The organism is Borborobacter arsenicus (assembly GCF_003934165.1).
Classification (GTDB): Bacteria; Pseudomonadota; Alphaproteobacteria; order Rhizobiales; family Rhizobiaceae; genus Pseudaminobacter; species Pseudaminobacter arsenicus.
The window spans coordinates 116116-133919 of sequence record NZ_RKST01000016.1 but is presented as its reverse complement, the minus strand read 5'-3'; the positions used below and the strand labels follow the sequence as shown (position 1 = coordinate 133919).

Annotated in this window: 19 protein-coding genes and 1 pseudogene; 2 read left to right on the top strand and 18 right to left on the bottom strand. The window is 61.9% G+C overall.

The window, feature by feature from the left end; translation table 11 throughout:
- Nucleotides 1-116: 116 nt before the first annotated feature.
- Nucleotides 117-521: pseudogene (locus EET67_RS18265) on the bottom strand (hypothetical protein); the annotation flags it as partial.
- A 287-nt stretch (nucleotides 522-808) separates the two neighbouring features.
- On the opposite strand from EET67_RS18265, the gene EET67_RS18260 reads away from it, so the two are divergent.
- Complete coding sequence (locus tag EET67_RS18260; protein ID WP_245451030.1) at nucleotides 809-2056, top strand: DUF1173 domain-containing protein; 1248 nt, start codon at nucleotides 809-811, stop codon at nucleotides 2054-2056.
- A gap of 170 nt (nucleotides 2057-2226) precedes the next feature.
- On the opposite strand, the gene EET67_RS18255 is transcribed toward EET67_RS18260, so the two are convergent.
- The 5 genes from EET67_RS18255 to arsH all read right to left on the bottom strand — a co-directional run bounded on the left by EET67_RS18255 (nucleotide 2227) and on the right by arsH (nucleotide 6797).
- Complete coding sequence (locus tag EET67_RS18255; RefSeq protein WP_128627628.1) at nucleotides 2227-2892, bottom strand: metallophosphoesterase; 666 nt, start codon at nucleotides 2890-2892, stop codon at nucleotides 2227-2229.
- Nucleotides 2893-2974: 82 nt separating this feature from the next.
- Nucleotides 2975-4183 carry an MFS transporter gene (locus tag EET67_RS18250; RefSeq protein ID WP_245451028.1) on the bottom strand — a complete coding sequence of 403 codons (1209 nt, stop codon included), beginning with the start codon at nucleotides 4181-4183 and terminating at the stop codon, nucleotides 2975-2977.
- Nucleotides 4180-5607, bottom strand: a complete 1428-nt coding sequence (locus EET67_RS18245; protein WP_128627626.1) for an FAD-dependent oxidoreductase — start codon at nucleotides 5605-5607, stop codon at nucleotides 4180-4182. The genes EET67_RS18250 and EET67_RS18245 overlap by 4 nt, the downstream gene beginning before the upstream one ends.
- A gap of 45 nt (nucleotides 5608-5652) precedes the next feature.
- On the bottom strand, nucleotides 5653-5985 hold the full coding sequence (locus EET67_RS18240) for an ArsR/SmtB family transcription factor (RefSeq protein ID WP_128627625.1): 333 nt from the start codon (nucleotides 5983-5985) through the stop codon (nucleotides 5653-5655).
- An 80-nt stretch (nucleotides 5986-6065) separates the two neighbouring features.
- Nucleotides 6066-6797: an arsenical resistance protein ArsH gene (gene arsH / locus EET67_RS18235; protein ID WP_165899954.1), complete on the bottom strand. Its 732-nt coding sequence runs from the start codon at nucleotides 6795-6797 to the stop codon at nucleotides 6066-6068.
- Nucleotides 6798-7074: 277 nt separating this feature from the next.
- Between arsH and EET67_RS18230 the strand changes: the two genes are divergently transcribed.
- Entirely contained in the window at nucleotides 7075-7989 is a 915-nt protein-coding gene (locus tag EET67_RS18230; RefSeq protein ID WP_128627624.1) for a DMT family transporter, read from the top strand.
- A 15-nt stretch (nucleotides 7990-8004) separates the two neighbouring features.
- Here the strand turns inward: EET67_RS18230 and arsC are convergent, their stop codons facing one another.
- From arsC to EET67_RS18170, 12 genes are all read right to left on the bottom strand, one after another.
- Nucleotides 8005-8427: an arsenate reductase (glutaredoxin) gene (gene arsC / locus EET67_RS18225; RefSeq protein ID WP_128627623.1), complete on the bottom strand. Its 423-nt coding sequence runs from the start codon at nucleotides 8425-8427 to the stop codon at nucleotides 8005-8007.
- Nucleotides 8428-8432: 5 nt separating this feature from the next.
- Complete coding sequence (locus EET67_RS18220; RefSeq protein ID WP_128627622.1) at nucleotides 8433-9047, bottom strand: hypothetical protein; 615 nt, start codon at nucleotides 9045-9047, stop codon at nucleotides 8433-8435.
- Between the two features lie 51 nt (nucleotides 9048-9098).
- On the bottom strand, nucleotides 9099-10142 hold the full coding sequence (arsB, locus tag EET67_RS18215; protein ID WP_165899953.1) for an ACR3 family arsenite efflux transporter: 1044 nt from the start codon (nucleotides 10140-10142) through the stop codon (nucleotides 9099-9101).
- A 56-nt stretch (nucleotides 10143-10198) separates the two neighbouring features.
- Nucleotides 10199-10708: an arsenate reductase ArsC gene (locus EET67_RS18210; protein WP_128627620.1), complete on the bottom strand. Its 510-nt coding sequence runs from the start codon at nucleotides 10706-10708 to the stop codon at nucleotides 10199-10201.
- Between the two features lie 11 nt (nucleotides 10709-10719).
- Nucleotides 10720-11052 carry an ArsR/SmtB family transcription factor gene (locus EET67_RS18205; protein ID WP_128627619.1) on the bottom strand — a complete coding sequence of 111 codons (333 nt, stop codon included), beginning with the start codon at nucleotides 11050-11052 and terminating at the stop codon, nucleotides 10720-10722.
- A gap of 58 nt (nucleotides 11053-11110) precedes the next feature.
- Nucleotides 11111-11812: a phosphate regulon transcriptional regulator PhoB gene (gene phoB, locus EET67_RS18200; protein WP_170313238.1), complete on the bottom strand. Its 702-nt coding sequence runs from the start codon at nucleotides 11810-11812 to the stop codon at nucleotides 11111-11113.
- 4 nt (nucleotides 11813-11816) lie between these two features.
- Nucleotides 11817-12518 carry a phosphate signaling complex protein PhoU gene (gene phoU, locus EET67_RS18195; protein WP_128627617.1) on the bottom strand — a complete coding sequence of 234 codons (702 nt, stop codon included), beginning with the start codon at nucleotides 12516-12518 and terminating at the stop codon, nucleotides 11817-11819.
- A 22-nt stretch (nucleotides 12519-12540) separates the two neighbouring features.
- A complete protein-coding gene (pstB, locus tag EET67_RS18190; protein ID WP_128627645.1) occupies nucleotides 12541-13389 on the bottom strand; it encodes a phosphate ABC transporter ATP-binding protein PstB in 849 nt (282 codons plus the stop codon).
- 40 nt (nucleotides 13390-13429) lie between these two features.
- The gene (gene pstA, locus EET67_RS18185) at nucleotides 13430-14386 is read right to left on the bottom strand and encodes a phosphate ABC transporter permease PstA (protein ID WP_245451022.1); all 957 of its coding nucleotides are present in this window, start codon (nucleotides 14384-14386) and stop codon (nucleotides 13430-13432) included.
- Entirely contained in the window at nucleotides 14386-15237 is an 852-nt protein-coding gene (gene pstC / locus EET67_RS18180) for a phosphate ABC transporter permease subunit PstC (RefSeq protein ID WP_245451020.1), read from the bottom strand. The genes pstA and pstC overlap by 1 nt, the downstream gene beginning before the upstream one ends.
- A gap of 139 nt (nucleotides 15238-15376) precedes the next feature.
- Entirely contained in the window at nucleotides 15377-16387 is a 1011-nt protein-coding gene (locus EET67_RS18175) for a PstS family phosphate ABC transporter substrate-binding protein (protein ID WP_128627615.1), read from the bottom strand.
- A 146-nt stretch (nucleotides 16388-16533) separates the two neighbouring features.
- Nucleotides 16534-17802 (bottom strand): molybdopterin molybdotransferase MoeA, encoded by a 1269-nt coding sequence (locus EET67_RS18170; RefSeq protein WP_128627614.1) that lies wholly within the window; start codon nucleotides 17800-17802, stop codon nucleotides 16534-16536.
- Between the last annotated feature and the right edge of the window lie 2 nt (nucleotides 17803-17804).

The following is a 17804-nucleotide window of genomic DNA, read 5'->3' as shown; positions in this document are numbered from 1 at the left end:
GTTGTCCTCGCTACGCTGCGGGAACGCTTGACCCGGACGTCTGAAGAGCTTCACCGGAGCCGTGGTGAGGCGCCTCCAATGCATGATTCTGAGACAGGATCACAGAGTCAGGATAAGGCACGGTGTGAAGTCAGGCCATATTGCAGGTTGATACCGGCAAGCGCGGCAGGGAGCTGCCGCAGATAGTTCGCGGGCGCCCCGACCAGGCTGGCGAGTTGGCCGAAGCTCCAATGCGTGGGAGCGACCGGCGCGTGCGCGTCGGGCAGCATCAACGTCAGGCGTTCGGGATTGTCGCGGCTCGCCTCGACGCGGATGTTCTCGCTTTCGACTATGCGGGTCTTGCAGCGTTCCGATCGCCGTACCACCGAACTGTGGAGGTCGGTGAGCGAGAGATAGCGCTCGTCGGCCGGACGGTTGAACCATTCCGACGAAACGCGCCCGATGCGCTGGCCTTTGCTGATGTCGACCTCGTAGCCGTTGGGCGCAATGCGCGTAGGCGCGTGGATTTCCATATGGGTCATGGCTGTTCTCCGCGACGGGCGCCGGGAGCCTCTCTCCTGGCCTCGACCCGCCGCCACGTCACGGCCTCCCCTCTGCCTCTGCCTGCCCACAGCCGTGGCGGGGTAAGCGCCGGCACCGCAGCCGGCTACGCGAAAGCAGAGTGGCCCGCAGGTCGGGCTTCAATCGAGCCTCGGCTCCTCGTTACAATGCGGCGAATTGCGAACGGCCGGCATTGGGCTGGGGCGAACGCGCTGGCTTCTACGCCCGCTTTCTGCGGTCGAGGCGGACTTGCTCCGGATGGCAATCCATGACTCAATGGAAGGCAGGGGATGCGGCGGCGTCCAGGGCGATGGAGGCGATGCGACGTTTCAAGCTTGATGACCAAATGATCGAGGAGGCCGCGCCTGCTTTGCAGGAGGTGCTGGCGGATGCCTATCGGAAACGAGTTCGGCCGTTTTGCCTGTGTCGGGAGTCGGGTCTCGCGATGTACATCGCCAAGGTCGGCGATCAATACATCGTCAAACGCATGCCGTTGTCAGGATGCGGACATGATCCAGCCTGCCCGTCCTACGAACCCCCTGATGAGTTTTCCGGCCTCGGCGTGCTGATCGGTAGCGCGATCCGGATCGACTCCGAAACCGGACTATCGGCACTCAAGGTAGGCTTCAGCTTGACAAAGCTGGGTGCGCGCGACGCTCCAGTTTCCGGCGTGGAGGGTTCGGACGGTGTGGTTGGTGAAGCGAAGAAGCTGTCGCTCCGAGGTCTGCTTCACTACCTCTGGCACGAGGCCGAGTTGACGGCCTGGACGGCGCGATGGGCCGGCAAACGCCATTGGTGGAACGTTCGCTGGCACCTGATCGAGGCAGCCCGCCAGATGACGGTGAAGGGCGGAATATTGAGCGACGTTCTGTTCGTACCTGAACCGTTTCGCTCGGCGGAAAAGGTTGCCATCGAGCAGCGGCGCGTAGCTGCGCTTGCGCCCGTACTACCTCCCAGGACCGGACCGAGGAAGTTGATGATCCTCGTCGGCGAGGTCAAGGACATTGGGCCCACGCGCAACGGCCACCGGCTAGTCATCAAGCACCTTCCGAACTTTCCATTCCTGCTGGATGACACACTCACTCGTCGGCTCCAGGCTCGTTTCGAGAATGAAGTAGAACTCTGGAATGCGAGCGAGGAGTCTCACTTGATCGCGATCGCTACCTTCGGCCTCACGCATTCGGGGCTCGCGGTTGTCGAGGAAATGGCGGTGATGGTGGTGTCGGAGAACTGGATTCCATACGACTCCGTCCACGAGAAGCGGCTTGTTGATGCGCTGGCCCGGCTACGCGAGAGAAGTGTGAAGGGCTTGCGCTACAATCTGGCGATGGACAAGCCAACTGCCGCCGCGATTCTGCAGGGGCGGGCAAAGTCGGTTAGGCTCTATATCGTCCCACCATCGGCTGACAGCGCCTACGAAGAGGCGCTCAACGAGCTTGTTGCGTCTCAACCTGAGATGGATTCCTGGATCTGGCGCACGTCTGACGGGGTGATGCCGCCTCTTCCTTTCCGGTAATATCGACGCGATCGTTTGCGGCGTTTGCGGCGCGTGAGTGGCTGATCCCAGCTCACCCGCGCGGGGTACCGTTATGTCTTGATGATATATCGCGATAGTTTGTGATAATATCGTCGTCCCGTATTTCGATTACCGCATATGCAGGAGGCTCGGAGGACCGCCTGAGCTTCTCACCCTTCATATCGAGGTCGAACTGAACATGCGTGCTCTTTAGAACCTGGATTGGATGGCCCTGCCAAGTCCCCGACACGTTCCTGTGCAGGTGTCCGCAAAACAGGTATGTTGGCGCCGTGCGGTTTATGAGCAGCCCCGCCAGCCCATTGCTGCTGAGGAGGCGTAGCCGGTCGAGCGCCGGAACGCCGATAGCGAAAGGTGGGTGGTGAAGAAAGAGGCAGCGGGCGACCTACAGCCAAATGAACCTGTTCAGCGAGCCATTCGATACGGAGGTCGCAGAGTTCACCATGGTGACCTCCGTCTGATGCTTTGGTGTCGGCATAGATCAATCTTCCTGCCACTATGTCTTCCGCTTGCTGAACGAAACCGCCTTGTCCGACCTTGGGAAAGATGTCGAGCAGTGCTGCTCGGTCGTCATGGTTTCCTGCAAGCGGCCTGACGGGGATGGAAAGCGACGCAAGCTCCTCCCGCAGGATGCGGTAGGCGCCAGGATTATGCAGTTGCACAAGATCGCCCGAGATAACCAGACGGACCGCATCGTTGTGGAATAGCTCGATCTCTTCAATCGCGTTGCGCAGACCCGTCAACGGATCTACGCCTGCCGGACGATCAGAGCCCCTCTCGACAAGATGAAGGTCGGTCATCCACACAAGCTTGGTCATCCCTGCACTTCCTTGGTTTGATGGATCGATGCAATGTGTGGAAGGTCCATGGCCGGCTCCGGTCCAGATGGGCTCTACGCGCTCAGCTCCGCGCCGCCGCGAACCAGAACCCGGCGCATAGCGTCAGCGAGCCGATGAAGATCGCACCAAGAACCGCGCCATAGCCGCCGCTCGCTTGCCATAGCAGCGCGGCGCCAAGGGGCGCGAGTGCGGTCATGATGTTCATCGGCGCGACGAGCGAGCCGTTGACCGCGCCATAGCCGTCCCGTGTCACCATCTCCGGCACGGCCATGCCGCGCACAATGGTGATCATGCCATTCGCCGCCCCGTAGAACGCGGCGACGCCCGCGATGACGAGGACATCGGGCGGGGCGAAGCCGAAGCCGATCACTGCCAGCGGAAAGACCACGACGACGACCGAGCCAACAGATCGCACCGGGGCCTCTGCGGCGAAGGCTCGGATCAGGATGCGGCCGGCCACCTGCGCCGGACCGATGACCGTCAACACCAGCACCGCATCGGCCGAATCCAAGCCGCGTTCGAGCAACAGCGGAAAGAAGTGGTAGGTCAGCGATGAGAAGGCGAAGGCATAGGACACCCAGGCGAGCATGAGGCCCCAGTAAGACGGCTTGCGCATCGCTGCCGCCACCGCCGCGCGGCCGACTGCGGGTGGCATCTCGTCGGGCTCGGCCGCCCGGATCGGCGCGTCCCGCGATGGATCGATGGCAAGCAGATAGAGCCCGCCGCAAACGACAATGTTGACGCCCCCCATCGCCAGCAGCGCGCCGCGCCAGCCCTGCGTCTCGATCAGGAACTGGATGACGGGGATGAAGACGGTGCTGGCGAAGCCACCCCACAGCGTCAGCGCCGTGATGCCCTTGCGGGCGTTGAGCGGACCGACGCGGCGCGCGATGACGGCAAAGGCAGGCTCGTAAAGCGTGGCGGCCTGCATGCATCCGAGCGCCGCCAGCACGATGTAGAAGCCGATGAGACCTTCCACCTGCGACCAGGCCGCCAGAAGGATTCCCGCCAGGATCGACGCCCCGGACATCAACAGTCGCCCATGGCCGCGGTCGATCGCGGCGCCGACCGGATAGGCGGCAAGTCCCGCGAGCAGCATGCCGAGCGTGGCCGCGCCGTAGAGCATGGGTTTCGACCAGCCGAGATCGGCCCGCATCGCCTCGGCGATCAGGGGGAAGCCATAGAACAGCGTCCCCCACGAACAGATCTGGGCGGTACCGAGCGCGCTGATGAACCAGCCTGACGCAGCAGGTGGGGACGAAGCTTTCACGCCGCGCTCTGGCAGCAGGTGGCCTTCGCCGCTACAGGTTCGACCGTCGTCGAAGTGCAGCCGCATCCGGCCTCGCCGTTTGCCTTGGCTGCCGCGTCGTCCGCGCAGCATGCAGCGACAGTCGCCGGAGCGGGACCGCCGCAGCACGATGTGGAGGTGATTTCGGACGGCGCGCTGCAGACGCCGGTCTCGGGAAGCACGAGGTGTATCTGGCGGGCTGCGACGGGGTCGCCGGAAATCTCGGCGACGACGGAGCGGACCTGCTCGTAGCCTGTCGCCATCAGGAAGGTTGGCGCGCGACCGTAGGACTTGGAGCCGACAACGAAGAAGCCCGGTTCCGGATGAGTCAGTTCATCGACGCCATGCGGAGGGACGGTGCCGCAGGAATGAAAATTGGGGTCGATCAGCGGCGCGAGCGCCGGCGTCGCCTCGACGGCGGGATCCAGGCCCAGGCGCAGCTCGCGCAGAAATGAAAAATCCGGACGGAATCCTGTCGCGACGACGATGCGGTCGACATCCTTGATGACTTTTCGGCCCCCGAGCATGGCCTCGACCCGAAGGCCGTCACCGATGGGTCCCACACGTTCGACGACGAACGGAGCCAGCATGTTCAGCCTGCCTTCGTCGATCGCCTGCTTTGCCGCAAGTCCGAGCGCACCGCGCCCCGGCAACTGGTCGTTCAGACCGCCGCCGAGAAGGCGCTCGGTACGGTCGCGCCGGAGCGCCCACTCCACCCGCGTGGCCGGTGCCTTCTCCTGCAGGTCGAGTAGTGCCAGCGCTACGTTGATGGCGGAGTGCCCGCTGCCGAGAACCAGCGTGCGCTTGTCCGCATAGGTGTCACGCTCAACGCCGTCGACATCGGGAATGCCGTAGGCGATCAGCTCCGAAGCCTCGGCTTCACCCGGGACGGCCAACCCGTCCGCCCCGATCGGGTTGGGACACGACCAGGTTCCTGACGCGTCGATGACGGCGCTGGCGAGCAGGCGCTGTTCGCCCTCGGCATCGCGGTATCGCACCACAAACGGTGCGTCGGCGCGTCCGTCGTTCGACATCAGGTCGTGTCCCTCGCGTGTAATGCCCGTCACTTCCGCGCCGAGACGGAGCCCCGCCGCGATCGGCGGCACCTGGGAAAGCGGCTCCAGGTACTGCGTCACGATCTCCTCGCCTGTGGGCAGGTATTCGCCAGAAGGCACAGCGACGCCATCTTCGGCCAGCAGGACCCGCGCGGCTGCATCTACATTGTAATCCCACGGAGAAAAAACGCGGACCTGGTCCCATTCGAGGATTGCCGCGCCGACGCGGGCGCCTTTTTCGAGAAGGATGGGGCGCAGGCCGCTTTCAACAAGACGTGCGGCGGCCGCGAGGCCCACCGGACCGGCGCCTATCACTGCGACGGGCAATTCTCTCGTGGCGCTATTCATCATTCGATCCTTCCCGAATATTCGAAATAGATAATAAAAAAAAGGGCGCTATGCCCGCTCCATGGCTACACGTCGCACCTGGTCCGGCGGGCAGCTTCCGTCCGCGCAGCACTCGTCGGCGAGATACCCGATCAGAGCCTGCATCGCCGGATACTCTGCGCGGCAGATGAGCGTCGTGGCCTGCCGCTCCTGGCTCACCAGCCCGGTATCGACCAGCCGTTTGCAGTGATGCGACAAGGTGGAGGCCGGAATGCCAAGCTTCTCCTGGATGCTTCCGACGGCCAGTCCTTCAGCGCCCGCACGCACGAGGATGCGATAGATATTCAGCCGGGTGGCGTTCCCGAGCGCCTCGAGTTGGGTGGCTGCCTGTTCGATCTTCATGTGATCACCCTAAACTTCCGATCTCCGATCGGTCAAACAAATTTCCATCACCTTCGAAATAAGCTTTGTTGAACGACGCGTCAGATCGACTTCTGCTTCACCCGCTTCGACACTTCCTCCGCACTTTCGACGCGCTCGGAATAGCGGTCGGTCAGGTAGTCCGACCGGTCGCGCAGGAGCAATGTGAACTTCATCAGTTCTTCCATCACGTCGACGATGCGGTTGTAGTAGGGCGACGGCTTCATCCGCCCATCCGCGTCGAACTCGCTGAACGCCTTGGCGACCGAGGACTGGTTGGGGATGGTGACCATGCGCATCCATCGACCCAGCACGCGAAGCTGGTTGACGGCGTTGAAACTCTGCGAGCCGCCGCTGACCTGCATCACCGCCAGCGTCCGCCCCTGCGTCGGCCGCACGCCACCAAGCGACAGGGGCAGCCAGTCGATCTGCGCCTTCATGATGCCAGTCATCGAACCATGTCGTTCCGGCGAACACCAGACTTGGCCTTCCGACCATGTCGACAGCTCCCGCAGCTCCTTGACTTTCGGGTGGTCCGCAGGAGCCGAATCCGGCAACGGCAATCCTGCGGGGTTGAAGATGCGAACCTCGGCGCCCAGCCTGCGCAGGATGCGCGCCGCTTCCTCGGTCGCCAGCCGCGAGTACGACCGCTCGCGAAGCGAGCCGTACAGCATCAGGATTCGTGCGGGATGCAACGACCGCGGCGCGTCGAACAGCGCTATCGGATCGATCGACTGGAACTGTGTCCCATCGAGATTGGGGCATGTGGGGATCGGGTCTAGTGCTTCCGCCATGTCGTCCTTGCTGGATATCTGCTGCATGTGAATATTTCTATTTCGTTAGAAATATGGATGGCTGGTTGACTGGCGTCAAGAATATTTCGGCTTTTCTCGAAATTCCTTTTACCAGAGACCACCGGATGTTAGGCTTGCTGCGTCTCGAAGGTGCATGAGGGCCATGTCCCGACCTCCCAGAAGACCCGGTTACGACCGCTGCGACGCGGACGGGTGCGACAGCCGCCACGGCTGACTCGCTTTATCCCGCACGTAATCCCTTCTGGAGTTTTTCCTCATGCGCACATTCCTGCGACTGCCTCCTGCCGCCTTGCTCATCCTCGCCTGCGCCCTCTGGGGCGGCGCGACCGTCCTAAGCAAGGCTCTTCTCGCTTCGATCCCGCCTGTGGCGCTGCTGGTACTGCAGCTTGCTCCAAGCGCGACAGCTCTGTGGTTGGCATTTTGCCTCTCAAATCGCCGTGCCGCTTCGAGGTCGCTGATCCCGCCGCTCGCTCTGCTCGGGCTCCTCAATCCCGGCATCTCCTACACGCTAAGCCTGATGGGTCTGGCCCACATCTCCGCCAGCGTCTCGACACTGCTTTGGGCCGCTGAACCCTTGATGATCCTGAGCCTTGCCGCGATCTTCCTGCGGGAGCCGGTCACGCCACGGCTCTTGGTGGTGATAGGAGCGGGCATCTTCGGCGTCTCGCTCGTGGCAGATGCGCTGGGCGGCTTCCAAGGTAACCACCCGACAGGCATCCTACTCCTGCTCTCCGGTGTTTTGTGCTGCGCGTTCTATACGGTGTTTTCCCGCAAGCTGAGCGAGAGCATCGACTCCCTGTACATCGTGGCGGTCCAGCAGACGGCGGGACTGGCATGGGCTGTCGCCCTGCTGCTCTCCGGTACGTCATACGGCAGTCCGGCGGATGTAGCTGATGTTCCGCTCGACCTCGCGGCGGTTGCGGCCCTGTCCGGCCTTCTCTATTACGCCGCCGCCTACTGGCTTTACGTCGCAGCGCTCAGGTCCGTTCCGGCGGCGGTAGCGGGTACCTACTTCAACGTGATTCCCGTATTCGGCGTGACCTTTGCCTTCCTGTTTCTTGGCGAGCGGCTGACACCGATCCAGTGGGCGGGCGCCGCCGTAATCCTGGTTTCCGTCTTCGAACTCGTACGATTGACGGGGACGAAACGACCAACAGGTAGCAGCGAATGACGCAGCTGGCCGACGTCATTTGACGCGTCGGCCATCCGTGTCGATCACCACCTCGCCATCGTCCTTGGTGAAGGGACCGATGTCGGGGTTCGGCAGGATGTCGAGCACAGCCTCCGATGGACGGCACAACTTTGTGCCGAGCGGCGTGACGACGATCGGCCGATTGATCAGAATCGGGTGCGCCATCATGAAGTCGATCAGCTCGTCGTCGCTCCATTTCGGATCGCCGAGTCCGAGCTCGGCATAGGGCGTACCCTTCTCCCTTAAAAGTTCGCGCGGAGTGAGCGCCATCGCCGCAATCAACTCAACGAGACGCTCACGCGACGGCGGCGTCATCAGGTACTCGATCACCTCCGGCTCCTCGCCGGACTGCCGGATCATGGCGAGCGTGTTGCGGGACGTGCCGCAGTCGGGATTGTGGTAGATGGTGATGGTCATGCTGATCAAAGGTCCTCGTAGGGGTTGATCGGTTGGGTGGGAAGCCCGTCGCCAAGCCACCGGCCAAACCATGTTCCTGCAACCGAAGCAGCTGTCCCGAAGACAGCGAGAAGGGCGTAGTCGCTTGCGGCTCGATCTTCGCAGCCGAGGGCCAATCCTGCCCCAGTCACGGTGGCTACGCTGAAGAAACCGTACCAAGGGGCGATCCAAGCGACCCCTATCCAGATAACGTGGACGAACCCCGATTTACCTTGCCTGCGATTCAGGGCGGCCATGATCGCAAGGACGAACGCACCCACGGCGAAGATCGTCGGAGACCAAGGAACCGCGCCAACGCAAAAGAACGCCCTGGGCGCATCGGACATCTGGCTTGCCAACAAAACGGCTGAAAAGACGACACCGAAAGCTGCTGCGTGTCGCAGCCAGTTTTCAGGGATGCGACGAGACTGGTCGTGGCTCTTTGGGTTCGCAGGACAGGACGCAATAAGCAGGCAGGCGGTCGCGTAGGCCGCACTGCCGCCGAACGCGGCAATGAGCCAGGAACTTACTGAGAAAAGCGCAAAAGCGATCAGCAGAGCCGCAGCGCCAGCGACCCCTGCTACCATGGGATCGTCGACCACCTGGTTCAGGCCGATTGCGTGAGAATTGGCAGGCCCCGTCCTCATGTGCGGTCAGCGCGTTTCCTGAACACGCGACCCACGCTCATACCAGCCCTTGGAACGGTTCACGATCCAGACGACAGACAGCATGACCGGCACCTCGACCAGCACACCGACCACGGTCGCCAGCGCCGCACCGGATTTCAGGCCGAACAGGGCGATGGCCGCAGCGACGGCTAGCTCGAAGAAGTTCGAGGCGCCGATCAGGGCCGATGGGCCTGCCACGCAGTGGCGCTCGCCCGAAATGCGGTTGAGCAAGTAGGCCAATCCTGAATTCAGGTAGACTTGGAACAGGATCGGAACGGCAAGCAGGGCTATGACCGTCGGCTGCGCGATGATCTGTTCGCCTTGGAACGCGAAGAGAAGGACGAGTGTGGCGAGCAGCGCCACGAGCGAAAGCGGCTGGATCCTGGCGAGCAAGCGGTCGAGCGCTGCCTGCCCCCCGGTTGCAAGTAGCCGTGTGCGCACCACCTGCGCGACGATAACTGGCAATACGATATAGAGCACGACCGAGAGCAGCAGCGTGTCCCACGGCACGGTAATGGCCGACAGGCCGAGTAGCAGACCGACGATAGGCGCGAAGGCGACCACCATGATCGCGTCATTGAGTGCAACCTGCGACAGCGTGAAGTTCGGCTCGCCCTTCATCAGTGCCGACCAGACGAACACCATGGCCGTGCAGGGCGCGGCGGCGAGGATGATGAGCCCCGCGATATACGAGTCGATCTGGTCAGACGGTAGATATGGCCGGAACAGCCAGCCGATGAACAGCCAACCCAGCAGCGCCATGGAGAACGGCTTGATCGCCCAGTTAACGAACAGCGTCACGCCAATGCCGCGCCAGTAGGTGCCGACCTTCGCCATAGAGGCGAAATCGACCTTGAGCAGCATGGGCACGATCATCAGCCAGATCAGCACTGCGACGGGCAAGTTGACCCGCGCTACCTCAGCCTGGGCGACAATTCCGACGAAGCTCGGCATCAGGTAGCCGAGAGCGATCCCAGCGATGATGCAGAGCGCCACCCAGACGGTGAGGTATTTTTCGAAGAAGCCGATTGCCGGTGGCGGCTCATGGCCCGCTTCGTATGTCGTGTCGGTCATGTTGAAATCCTTCAGCCGGCCATGGGCCGGGTCTGCCCGATCTCGCGGAGCTTCGTCTGCAGCGACATCCGGTCGATCGAAGCGAGTGGCAGCGACAGGAAAGCGGAGAGGCGGTTCGAGAGCTGGCGATAGGCTTCTGCGAAAGCGAGATGCTTCTCGGCGTCGGTGCCCTCGGCTGCCGCGGGATCCGGCACGCCCCAATGCGCCGTCATCGGCTGGCCGGGCCACACCGGACAGGATTCATTGGCGGCGTTGTCGCAGACGGTGAAGACGAAATCCATCTTCGGCGCATCGCGGCCGGCAAACTCGTCCCAGCTCTTCGAGCGCGCGAATGCTGTGTCATGCGTCAGGTTGCTCAGCAGTTCCAGCGCAAAGGGATGGACCTCGCCTTTAGGTTGAGACCCGGCGGAGTAGGCCTGGAAACGGCCTGCCCCAAGCTGACGAAGGATCGCTTCAGCCAAAATGGAGCGGGCGGAGTTTCCCGTGCACAGAAAGAGAACGTTGTAGAGCTTCTCGGACATATCGGTCGTTCCTAACAGTCGCAGGCGATGGCGTTTATGACGGGGCGGCAGAGTTCCGGCGATCCGTTGCAGCAGTCCTCCATCAGGTAGGCGAGCAGGTCCCTGAAGCCGGTCATATCGGCGACGTAGCGCACCACGCGCCCATCCCGTTCAGGCCGGATGAGTCCGGCATGCATCAGAACTTTCAGGTGGGAAGAGGTAGTATTTTGCACCGCGCCAACCCGCGCGGCGATCTCGCCGGCCGGGATGCCTTCCGAACCGGCTTGAACAAGAAGACGGAACACATCGAGACGGGTTTCCTGCCCGAGGGCCGCCAGTGCTGCTAACGCGTGCTTCTTTTGCATATATCCATACTCGTCGATTTATAGATGATTTAGTGCGCTGGGGCTAGGATGTAAACCCCTACCGTCCAGCCATCTCTCCGATCGCATAGCCTGCGCCTCGAACCGTCCTGACCATGTCCAGGCATCGCCCCGTATTGATTGCCTTGCGAAGCCTGCCGATGTGAACGTCAACCGTCCGCTCGTCGACATAGACGCCGTTGCCCCAGACGCCATCAAGCAATTGCTCCCGAGAAAAGACCCTGCCGGGGGCGAGCATCATGAACTCGAGCAGGCGGTATTCAGTCGGGCCAAGCCGGACGCCCCGGCCCTTCCTGAACACCTGATGCTGTTCACGGTCGAGGAGAAGCTCTCCCACCGTCAGTACATGAGACAGCACGGACGGGTTAGCACGACGCAGCACGGCTCGGATCCGGGCGAGAAGTTCAGGCGTCGAGAACGGCTTTACGACATAGTCGTCCGCCCCGACGGATAGGCCTCTGACGCGGTCTCCTTCTTCACCCCGTGCGGTAAGCATCACGATCGGTAGCCTCTGCGTTTCTGGACGCATTCTCAGTCGGCGGCAGAGTTCGATTCCCGAGACGGCGGGTACCATCCAGTCTAGAACCAGTAGGTCGGGAACGGCTTCTTGCAGACGAAGCTCAGCCTCGTCACCCCTCGAAAGGGTCTCTACCTGGTAGCCCTCAGCTTCTAAATTGTAACGAAGAAGCACGCTCAGCGGCTCCTCGTCTTCGACCACCATTATGCGGGGCGCGATCATGATACCCTCACCCCTGAGCTGCTGCAGTCTCATCCGCTTTGGGGCGAGTAGCGGGAAGCTGTTGACCTGTCAGGGTGTAGTACCCGTTCTCGGCAATGTTCGTGACATGGTCCCCGATCCGCTCGAGATTCTTTGCGCAGAAGATCAAATGCGTGCATGATGTGATGTTGCGGGGATCTTCCATCATGTAGGTAAGCAGCTCTCGGAAGAGCGACGTGTATTGGATGTCGATCCTTTCATCGTCCTCGCGGAGGCTCACGAGACCTTCGGCGTCGCGGGAGGCATACATGGCAATCGCACGCCGGACCTGAGCCAGCACCAACTCCGACATCGTTTGAAGCGATCCGGAAAGCGGCTTGGGAATCGTGGAGCCGCCGGCCGAAGGGACGCGTTTTGCGACGTTTTTCGCTAGATCGCCAATACGCTCTAGGTCGGCTGCAATCCGGATGGCGCCGATTACTGTCCTGAGGTCTTGTGCCATGGGCTGACGCTTGGCGATCAACGCAATCGCCGCGTCGTCAAGCTCCCGCTGGCGTGCGTCCATAATGACGTCCTCCGAGACGATCCGCTGTGCCAGAGGTTCGTCGGAAGACAGTAGAGCGCGTGTCGCGTCCGCGACCATCTCGGCGCCAAGTTCTCCCATGTCGCGGATCAGCTTATCGATGCGCTCTAGGTCTTGATCGAAGGACGTTACGATGTGCTCGCTCATAGCGGTTCTCCACCCTCGCTCGTCAGCCGAACCGTCCGGTGATGTAATCCTGGGTGCGCTTCTCCTTCGGGCTGGTGAAGATCGTTTCGTTGGTGCCGAACTCGACGAGCTGGCCCAGATGCATGAACGCGCAGTAGGCTGAAATCCGCGCCGCCTGCTGCATCGAGTGCGTGACGATGACGATTGCATAGTGGTCGCGCAGCTTTTCAATGAGTTCTTCGATCTTCGCCGTAGCAATGGGGTCGAGCGCAGAGGTTGGTTCGTCGAGCAGGATTAGCTCAGGCTCCGGCGCAAGCGTGCGCGCGATGCAAAGGCGCTGTTGCTGACCTCCTGACAACGCGTAGGCGGACTGATCGAGTCGATCCTTCACTTCGTCCCACAGCGCAGCCTCGCGCAGCACTTCCTCGACCCGGCCCGCGATAACCGCCCGGTCCCGAATTCCTCTGACCCGAAGCCCCGAGGCCACATTCTCGAAAATCGACTTCGGGAAGGGATTCGGCTTTTGAAAGACCATCCCGGCTTTGAGACGAACCCTGATTGGGTCGATGCCCTTGTCGACGATGTTCTGATTTTCCGGCAGGAGCACAATCTCGCCATCGTATCGGTTGCCCGGATAAAGATCATGCATCCGGTTGAAGCATCGAAGCAGGGTGCTTTTGCCGCAGCCGGAAGCGCCGATTAGGGCGGTTACCTTCTTTTCGGCAATTGGCAGGTCGATGTTCTTGAGGGCCTGGAACTGATCATACCAGAAGGAAAGGCCGCGAACGTCTGCCTTGAGCGTATCCGATATGGCATTAGGGCGACTGCCCGCTGCAACACTCGGATCAGACGCACGAGCGAACTCGCTTTGTCGGTAGGTTTCTTGGTTCATGATTGCCTCGGGCATCTGGGACTCCGGAGAGGGCGTCGGCTCACGACCGCGCCTGGCTTCTCAGGCGATAACGGATCCAGATCGCGACGGCGTTCATGGTCAGTGTCATCGCGATGAGCACAAGCCCGGTCGCAGCGGCGTTGATATGGAAGGCTTCCTGCGGGCGCGAGATCCAGTTGAACATCTGGATCGGCATCACCGTAAATGGCGAGGTCAACCAGTCGAAGTTCAGGAATGGAAACTCAGGCTGAACTGGGGATGGCGGCAGGAAGGCGATGAAGGTGAGTGCGCCGATCGTCAGAACGGGCGCGGTCTCACCGATCGCGCGCGACAGTCCGACAATCGCGCCAGTTAGGATTCCCGGGCGCGCGGCCGGAAGAATGTAGTGCCAGATCACCTGCCACTTGTCCGCACCCATGCCGTAGGCTCCCTCGCGGATGATTAGCGGGATGCTGCGAACGGCCTCTCGGGTGGCTACTATGACGACGGGGAGGATCAAGAGTGCGAGCACCAGACCCGCGGTCAGCACGGTGCGGCCGAGCCCCAGCGTGTAGACGAAGAGGCCTAGCGCCAGCAGGCCGTAGATGATGGACGGCACGCCAGCGAGGTTGCTGACGTTGATCTCGATGATGTCGGTCACCCAGTTCCTGGGGGCGTACTCCTCAAGATAGATTCCAGCCATGATGCCAAGAGGAATCGCAATGAGTGCAGTCGTCAGCATGACGAGGGATGTGCCCACCCAGGCCGACAGGATCCCTGCCTGTGCCGGCCGGCGGGACGGGAAGCTCGTCAGGAAATCGTAATCGATGCGCGCCAATCCATCGACAAGTAGGTCGACGATAAGCGCCGTCAGCATTCCCATCGACAGAACCAGGACGAACACGCCCAGTATCGCGAAAAGGAAGTCGCGGCGCTTCGCGACGCCGATCACACGGCTCGCTTCGGCCTCGGACATAGGATTGAAGGCGACTCGATGTTCAAAATCGACGGCGGCCATCAGTAGACCTCGCGGAAGCGGCGGCGCAGGAAGAAGCCGACCAGGTTGAAAAAGAGCGTGAGGACGAACAGCGCGAGGCCCACTGCGAATATTGATTCATAGGCGAGCGAGCCTTGGGGAAGGTCTCCCATCGCCATCTGAACGATGTAGGCGGTGATGGTCGCAGCACCCTCGCGCGGATCGCCCGTCAGATTGGGGTTCTGTCCGGCGGCTATCGCCAGGACCATCGTTTCGCCGACCGCACGTGACATGCCGAGCACATAGGCTGCAGTGATACCTGAGAAGGCGGCAGGGATAATCACGCGAACCGAAGTCTGGATTCGCGTCATTCCAAGAGCATAGGCACCTTCGCGCAGAGACGACGGCACGGCCCGCATCGCATCTTCGCTCACCGAGACAACATAAGGCAGGATCATGATCCCGAGGACGATGCCGGGAACGAGCAAATTGAAACCCGTCAATCCGGGAATGAACATTCGGAAGAGCGGCGTCAGGAACAGCAGAGCGAAATAACCGAAAACGACCGTAGGCACGGCCTCGATCAATTCGAGGAGGGGTTTGACGATTTCGCGAACCTTGGACGGTGCATACTCGCTCAGATAAATCGCAAGCGCAGTGCCCAGCGGTATCCCGATCAGCAGCGCGATGCCGGCTGCCCAAAGGGTCGCTGTCAGAAGAGGAAGGATCCCGAACCGCGGCTCGGCGAACACGGGCGTCCATTGAGTATCGGTCAGGAACTCCAGCAGGGACACCTGCCGAAAAAAGTTCCAGGACTCACTTACAAGAACATAGACGATGCCGGTTGTGACCAGGACTGAGGCGGCGGCTGCCATGAACAGCAGGAAGCTCATCAGCCTCGCGATGATGCGCCTGCGCGCGAGATAGGTCTCGGTCGGCCGAAACTTGCTTTCTTGGGCGACGGCGGGGAGCATGATTTTTCCTGGATATGGGGAGCGGCCGCGGCGGCAGCCCGCCGCGGCCGCATCGAACTCAGTTGCTGCCTGCAGCGCTGACCAGTTCGTCGATGGTTACTCCAAGCTTGGAACCGCCATCGAAAGCACTGCCGAGCGTCCGCTTCTCGAACTTGTCCAGCGCCTTGTTCGCGGCCTCGGCAGGCAGCGGCACGTAACCAACTTCACCCACCAGCGCCTGCTGCGTTTCCGGGGTAAAGGCGAACTCCACGAACTTGTCGACATGCGGCTTAGTGTCCGCCGCGCCCTTGGAAATGTACCAGAAGATCGGCCGGGTCAGAGGCTGGTAGCTCGCGTCGACTGCCGTTTCCACCGACGGCAGCACGCATTCGCCGTTTTCCTGCTTGACGCCGACCGCCTTCACCTTGTCGGCGTTTTCGGTGAGGTAGGCGAGGCCGAGGTAGCCGATCGCGTTCTCGTCGCCGCTCACGCCCTGAATGGTGATGTTGTCATCCTCGGTGGCCGTGTAGTCACCTCGGCTGGAATGTTCCTTCCCGGTGATCGCGAAGGTGAAATAGTCGTAGGTACCCGAGTCGGTGCCGGCGCCGAACAAGCCGATGGTCGCGTCCGGCCAGGACGGGTCAAGCTGGTTCCACTTCGTGATCTTGCCCTGAGCTTCCGGCTCCCACAGCATCTTCAGTTGCTCGACCGTCATGCACGAAGCGAACTCGTTCGACGGATGAATGATGTTCGCCAGCGCGTCGATCGCGATCGGCATCTCGATGAATTCGACGTTGTTCTGTGCGCAGAGTTCCTTTTCCTCGTTGGTGATCGGCCGAGAGGCGCCCGTCACATCCGTTTCGCCGCGACAGAACTTCTTGAAGCCGCCGCCGGTGCCCGAGGAACCCACGGTCACGCGGATCGCGCCGGCCTGCTCGTTCTGGAACTCCTCTGCCATAGCTTCGGAAATCGGAAACACGGTGGAGGAACCGTCAACCAGGACGGTCGGGACATCCTGAGCGGATGAATGGGCGATTGAGGCGGCCAAGGCGATCGAAGCCGCCGAAGCCGTGAGGAAGAATTTTTTCATGAGCCTACTCCTGTCGGAATTCGGTATCGACGCCTCATGGCGACGGGAGTTGCCTAGCTGGGCTGTGTAACAGTCTCATGACATTTCTAAGTATCCAAGTGAGTCGCTAGATCGAGTTGTGGATAATGGAAACTAGAAGGGATCGCTCACACGACGTTGAGCAACTCAATCCGGATCAAATATCCCGGAGAAACCAGATCCACCCCCGGTGGCAACAGCGCAATCCCGTCGGCCTGCGAGATAGCCCGCAGGCTGGCGGAGGAGCCGCGGCCAAGCACGGCGAGGCGCGGCAATCCATCCGCCCCTGCGGCGGCGAGGCGCACCGGCACGAACTCCGTACGGTCGGGACGCTTTTCATAGGTGAAATCGGCAACCGCCTGCGTCCAGGTAGGCGCCGTGATCGACAGGCCTGCCAGCTTGCGGAGCGCCGGAAGCGCGATCATGCGGAAGGTGACGAGTGTGGCATTGGGATTGCCGGGAAGGCCGAGAAACAGGGCGGCGCCGAGCTTCCCCACTTTCACCGGTTTTCCGGGTCGCATGGCGACCTTCATGACGTCGAGCATGCCGCCGCCGGAGCCTACGGCCCAGGTGACATGGTCTTCCTCCCCGGCCGATACGCCGCCCGTGGTGATGATCGCGTCGCATCGCGTGGCCGCCTCGGCCAGGGCCGCGGCGATGGCCTCGCGCGTATCGGGCACGATTCCGAAGTCGAGCACCTCGGCCCAACGAAACGCGTCGAGACTGGCGCGCAGCATCACGCGGTTCGAGTTGAAGATCTGACCGGGATGAAGTGACTGACCCGGCTCACGCAGTTCGGTACCCGTCGAGATGAGCCCTATGCGGACCTTGCGACGAACCTCGATCCCGGCCATGCCCTGACCGGCAAGAAGCGCGAGATGCTGAGGTTTCAGGGTGTCTCCTGAGTCCAGAAGGGATTCACCGCGACGCACGTCCTCTCCCGCGATCCGCACGTTCTGGCCCGTACGCGGCCTTTGGTCGATGACGATCGCATCGCCGTCGAGGCGGCATTTCTCCTGCATGACGACGGTGTCGAATCCTTGCGGGACCGGCGCCCCGGTTAGGATGCGGACCGAGCCTTGAGAGGATTGCTTGGGAGCATCGCCCGCTGCGATGCGGCCCGTCACCTTGAGACGCCACGGACCTTGTCCAGTGACGCTGTCCGCCTTGACCGCGTACCCGTCCATCGCGGAGGCGTTGAACGGCGGCAGGTTCAGGCTCGCGACCACATCCGTTGCCGTCACGCGTCCGATCGCGGTAAGCAAGTCCAGCGTTTCTGTCTCCGCCACCGGAGACGCCGTGGCGGTCGCTTTTGCCGCGGCGATATCGACGGGGATGACCGCCCCTGTCGCGCCGGCGTCGCAATGATCCGGAAGAGCAGGGGCGGACGATGTCATGG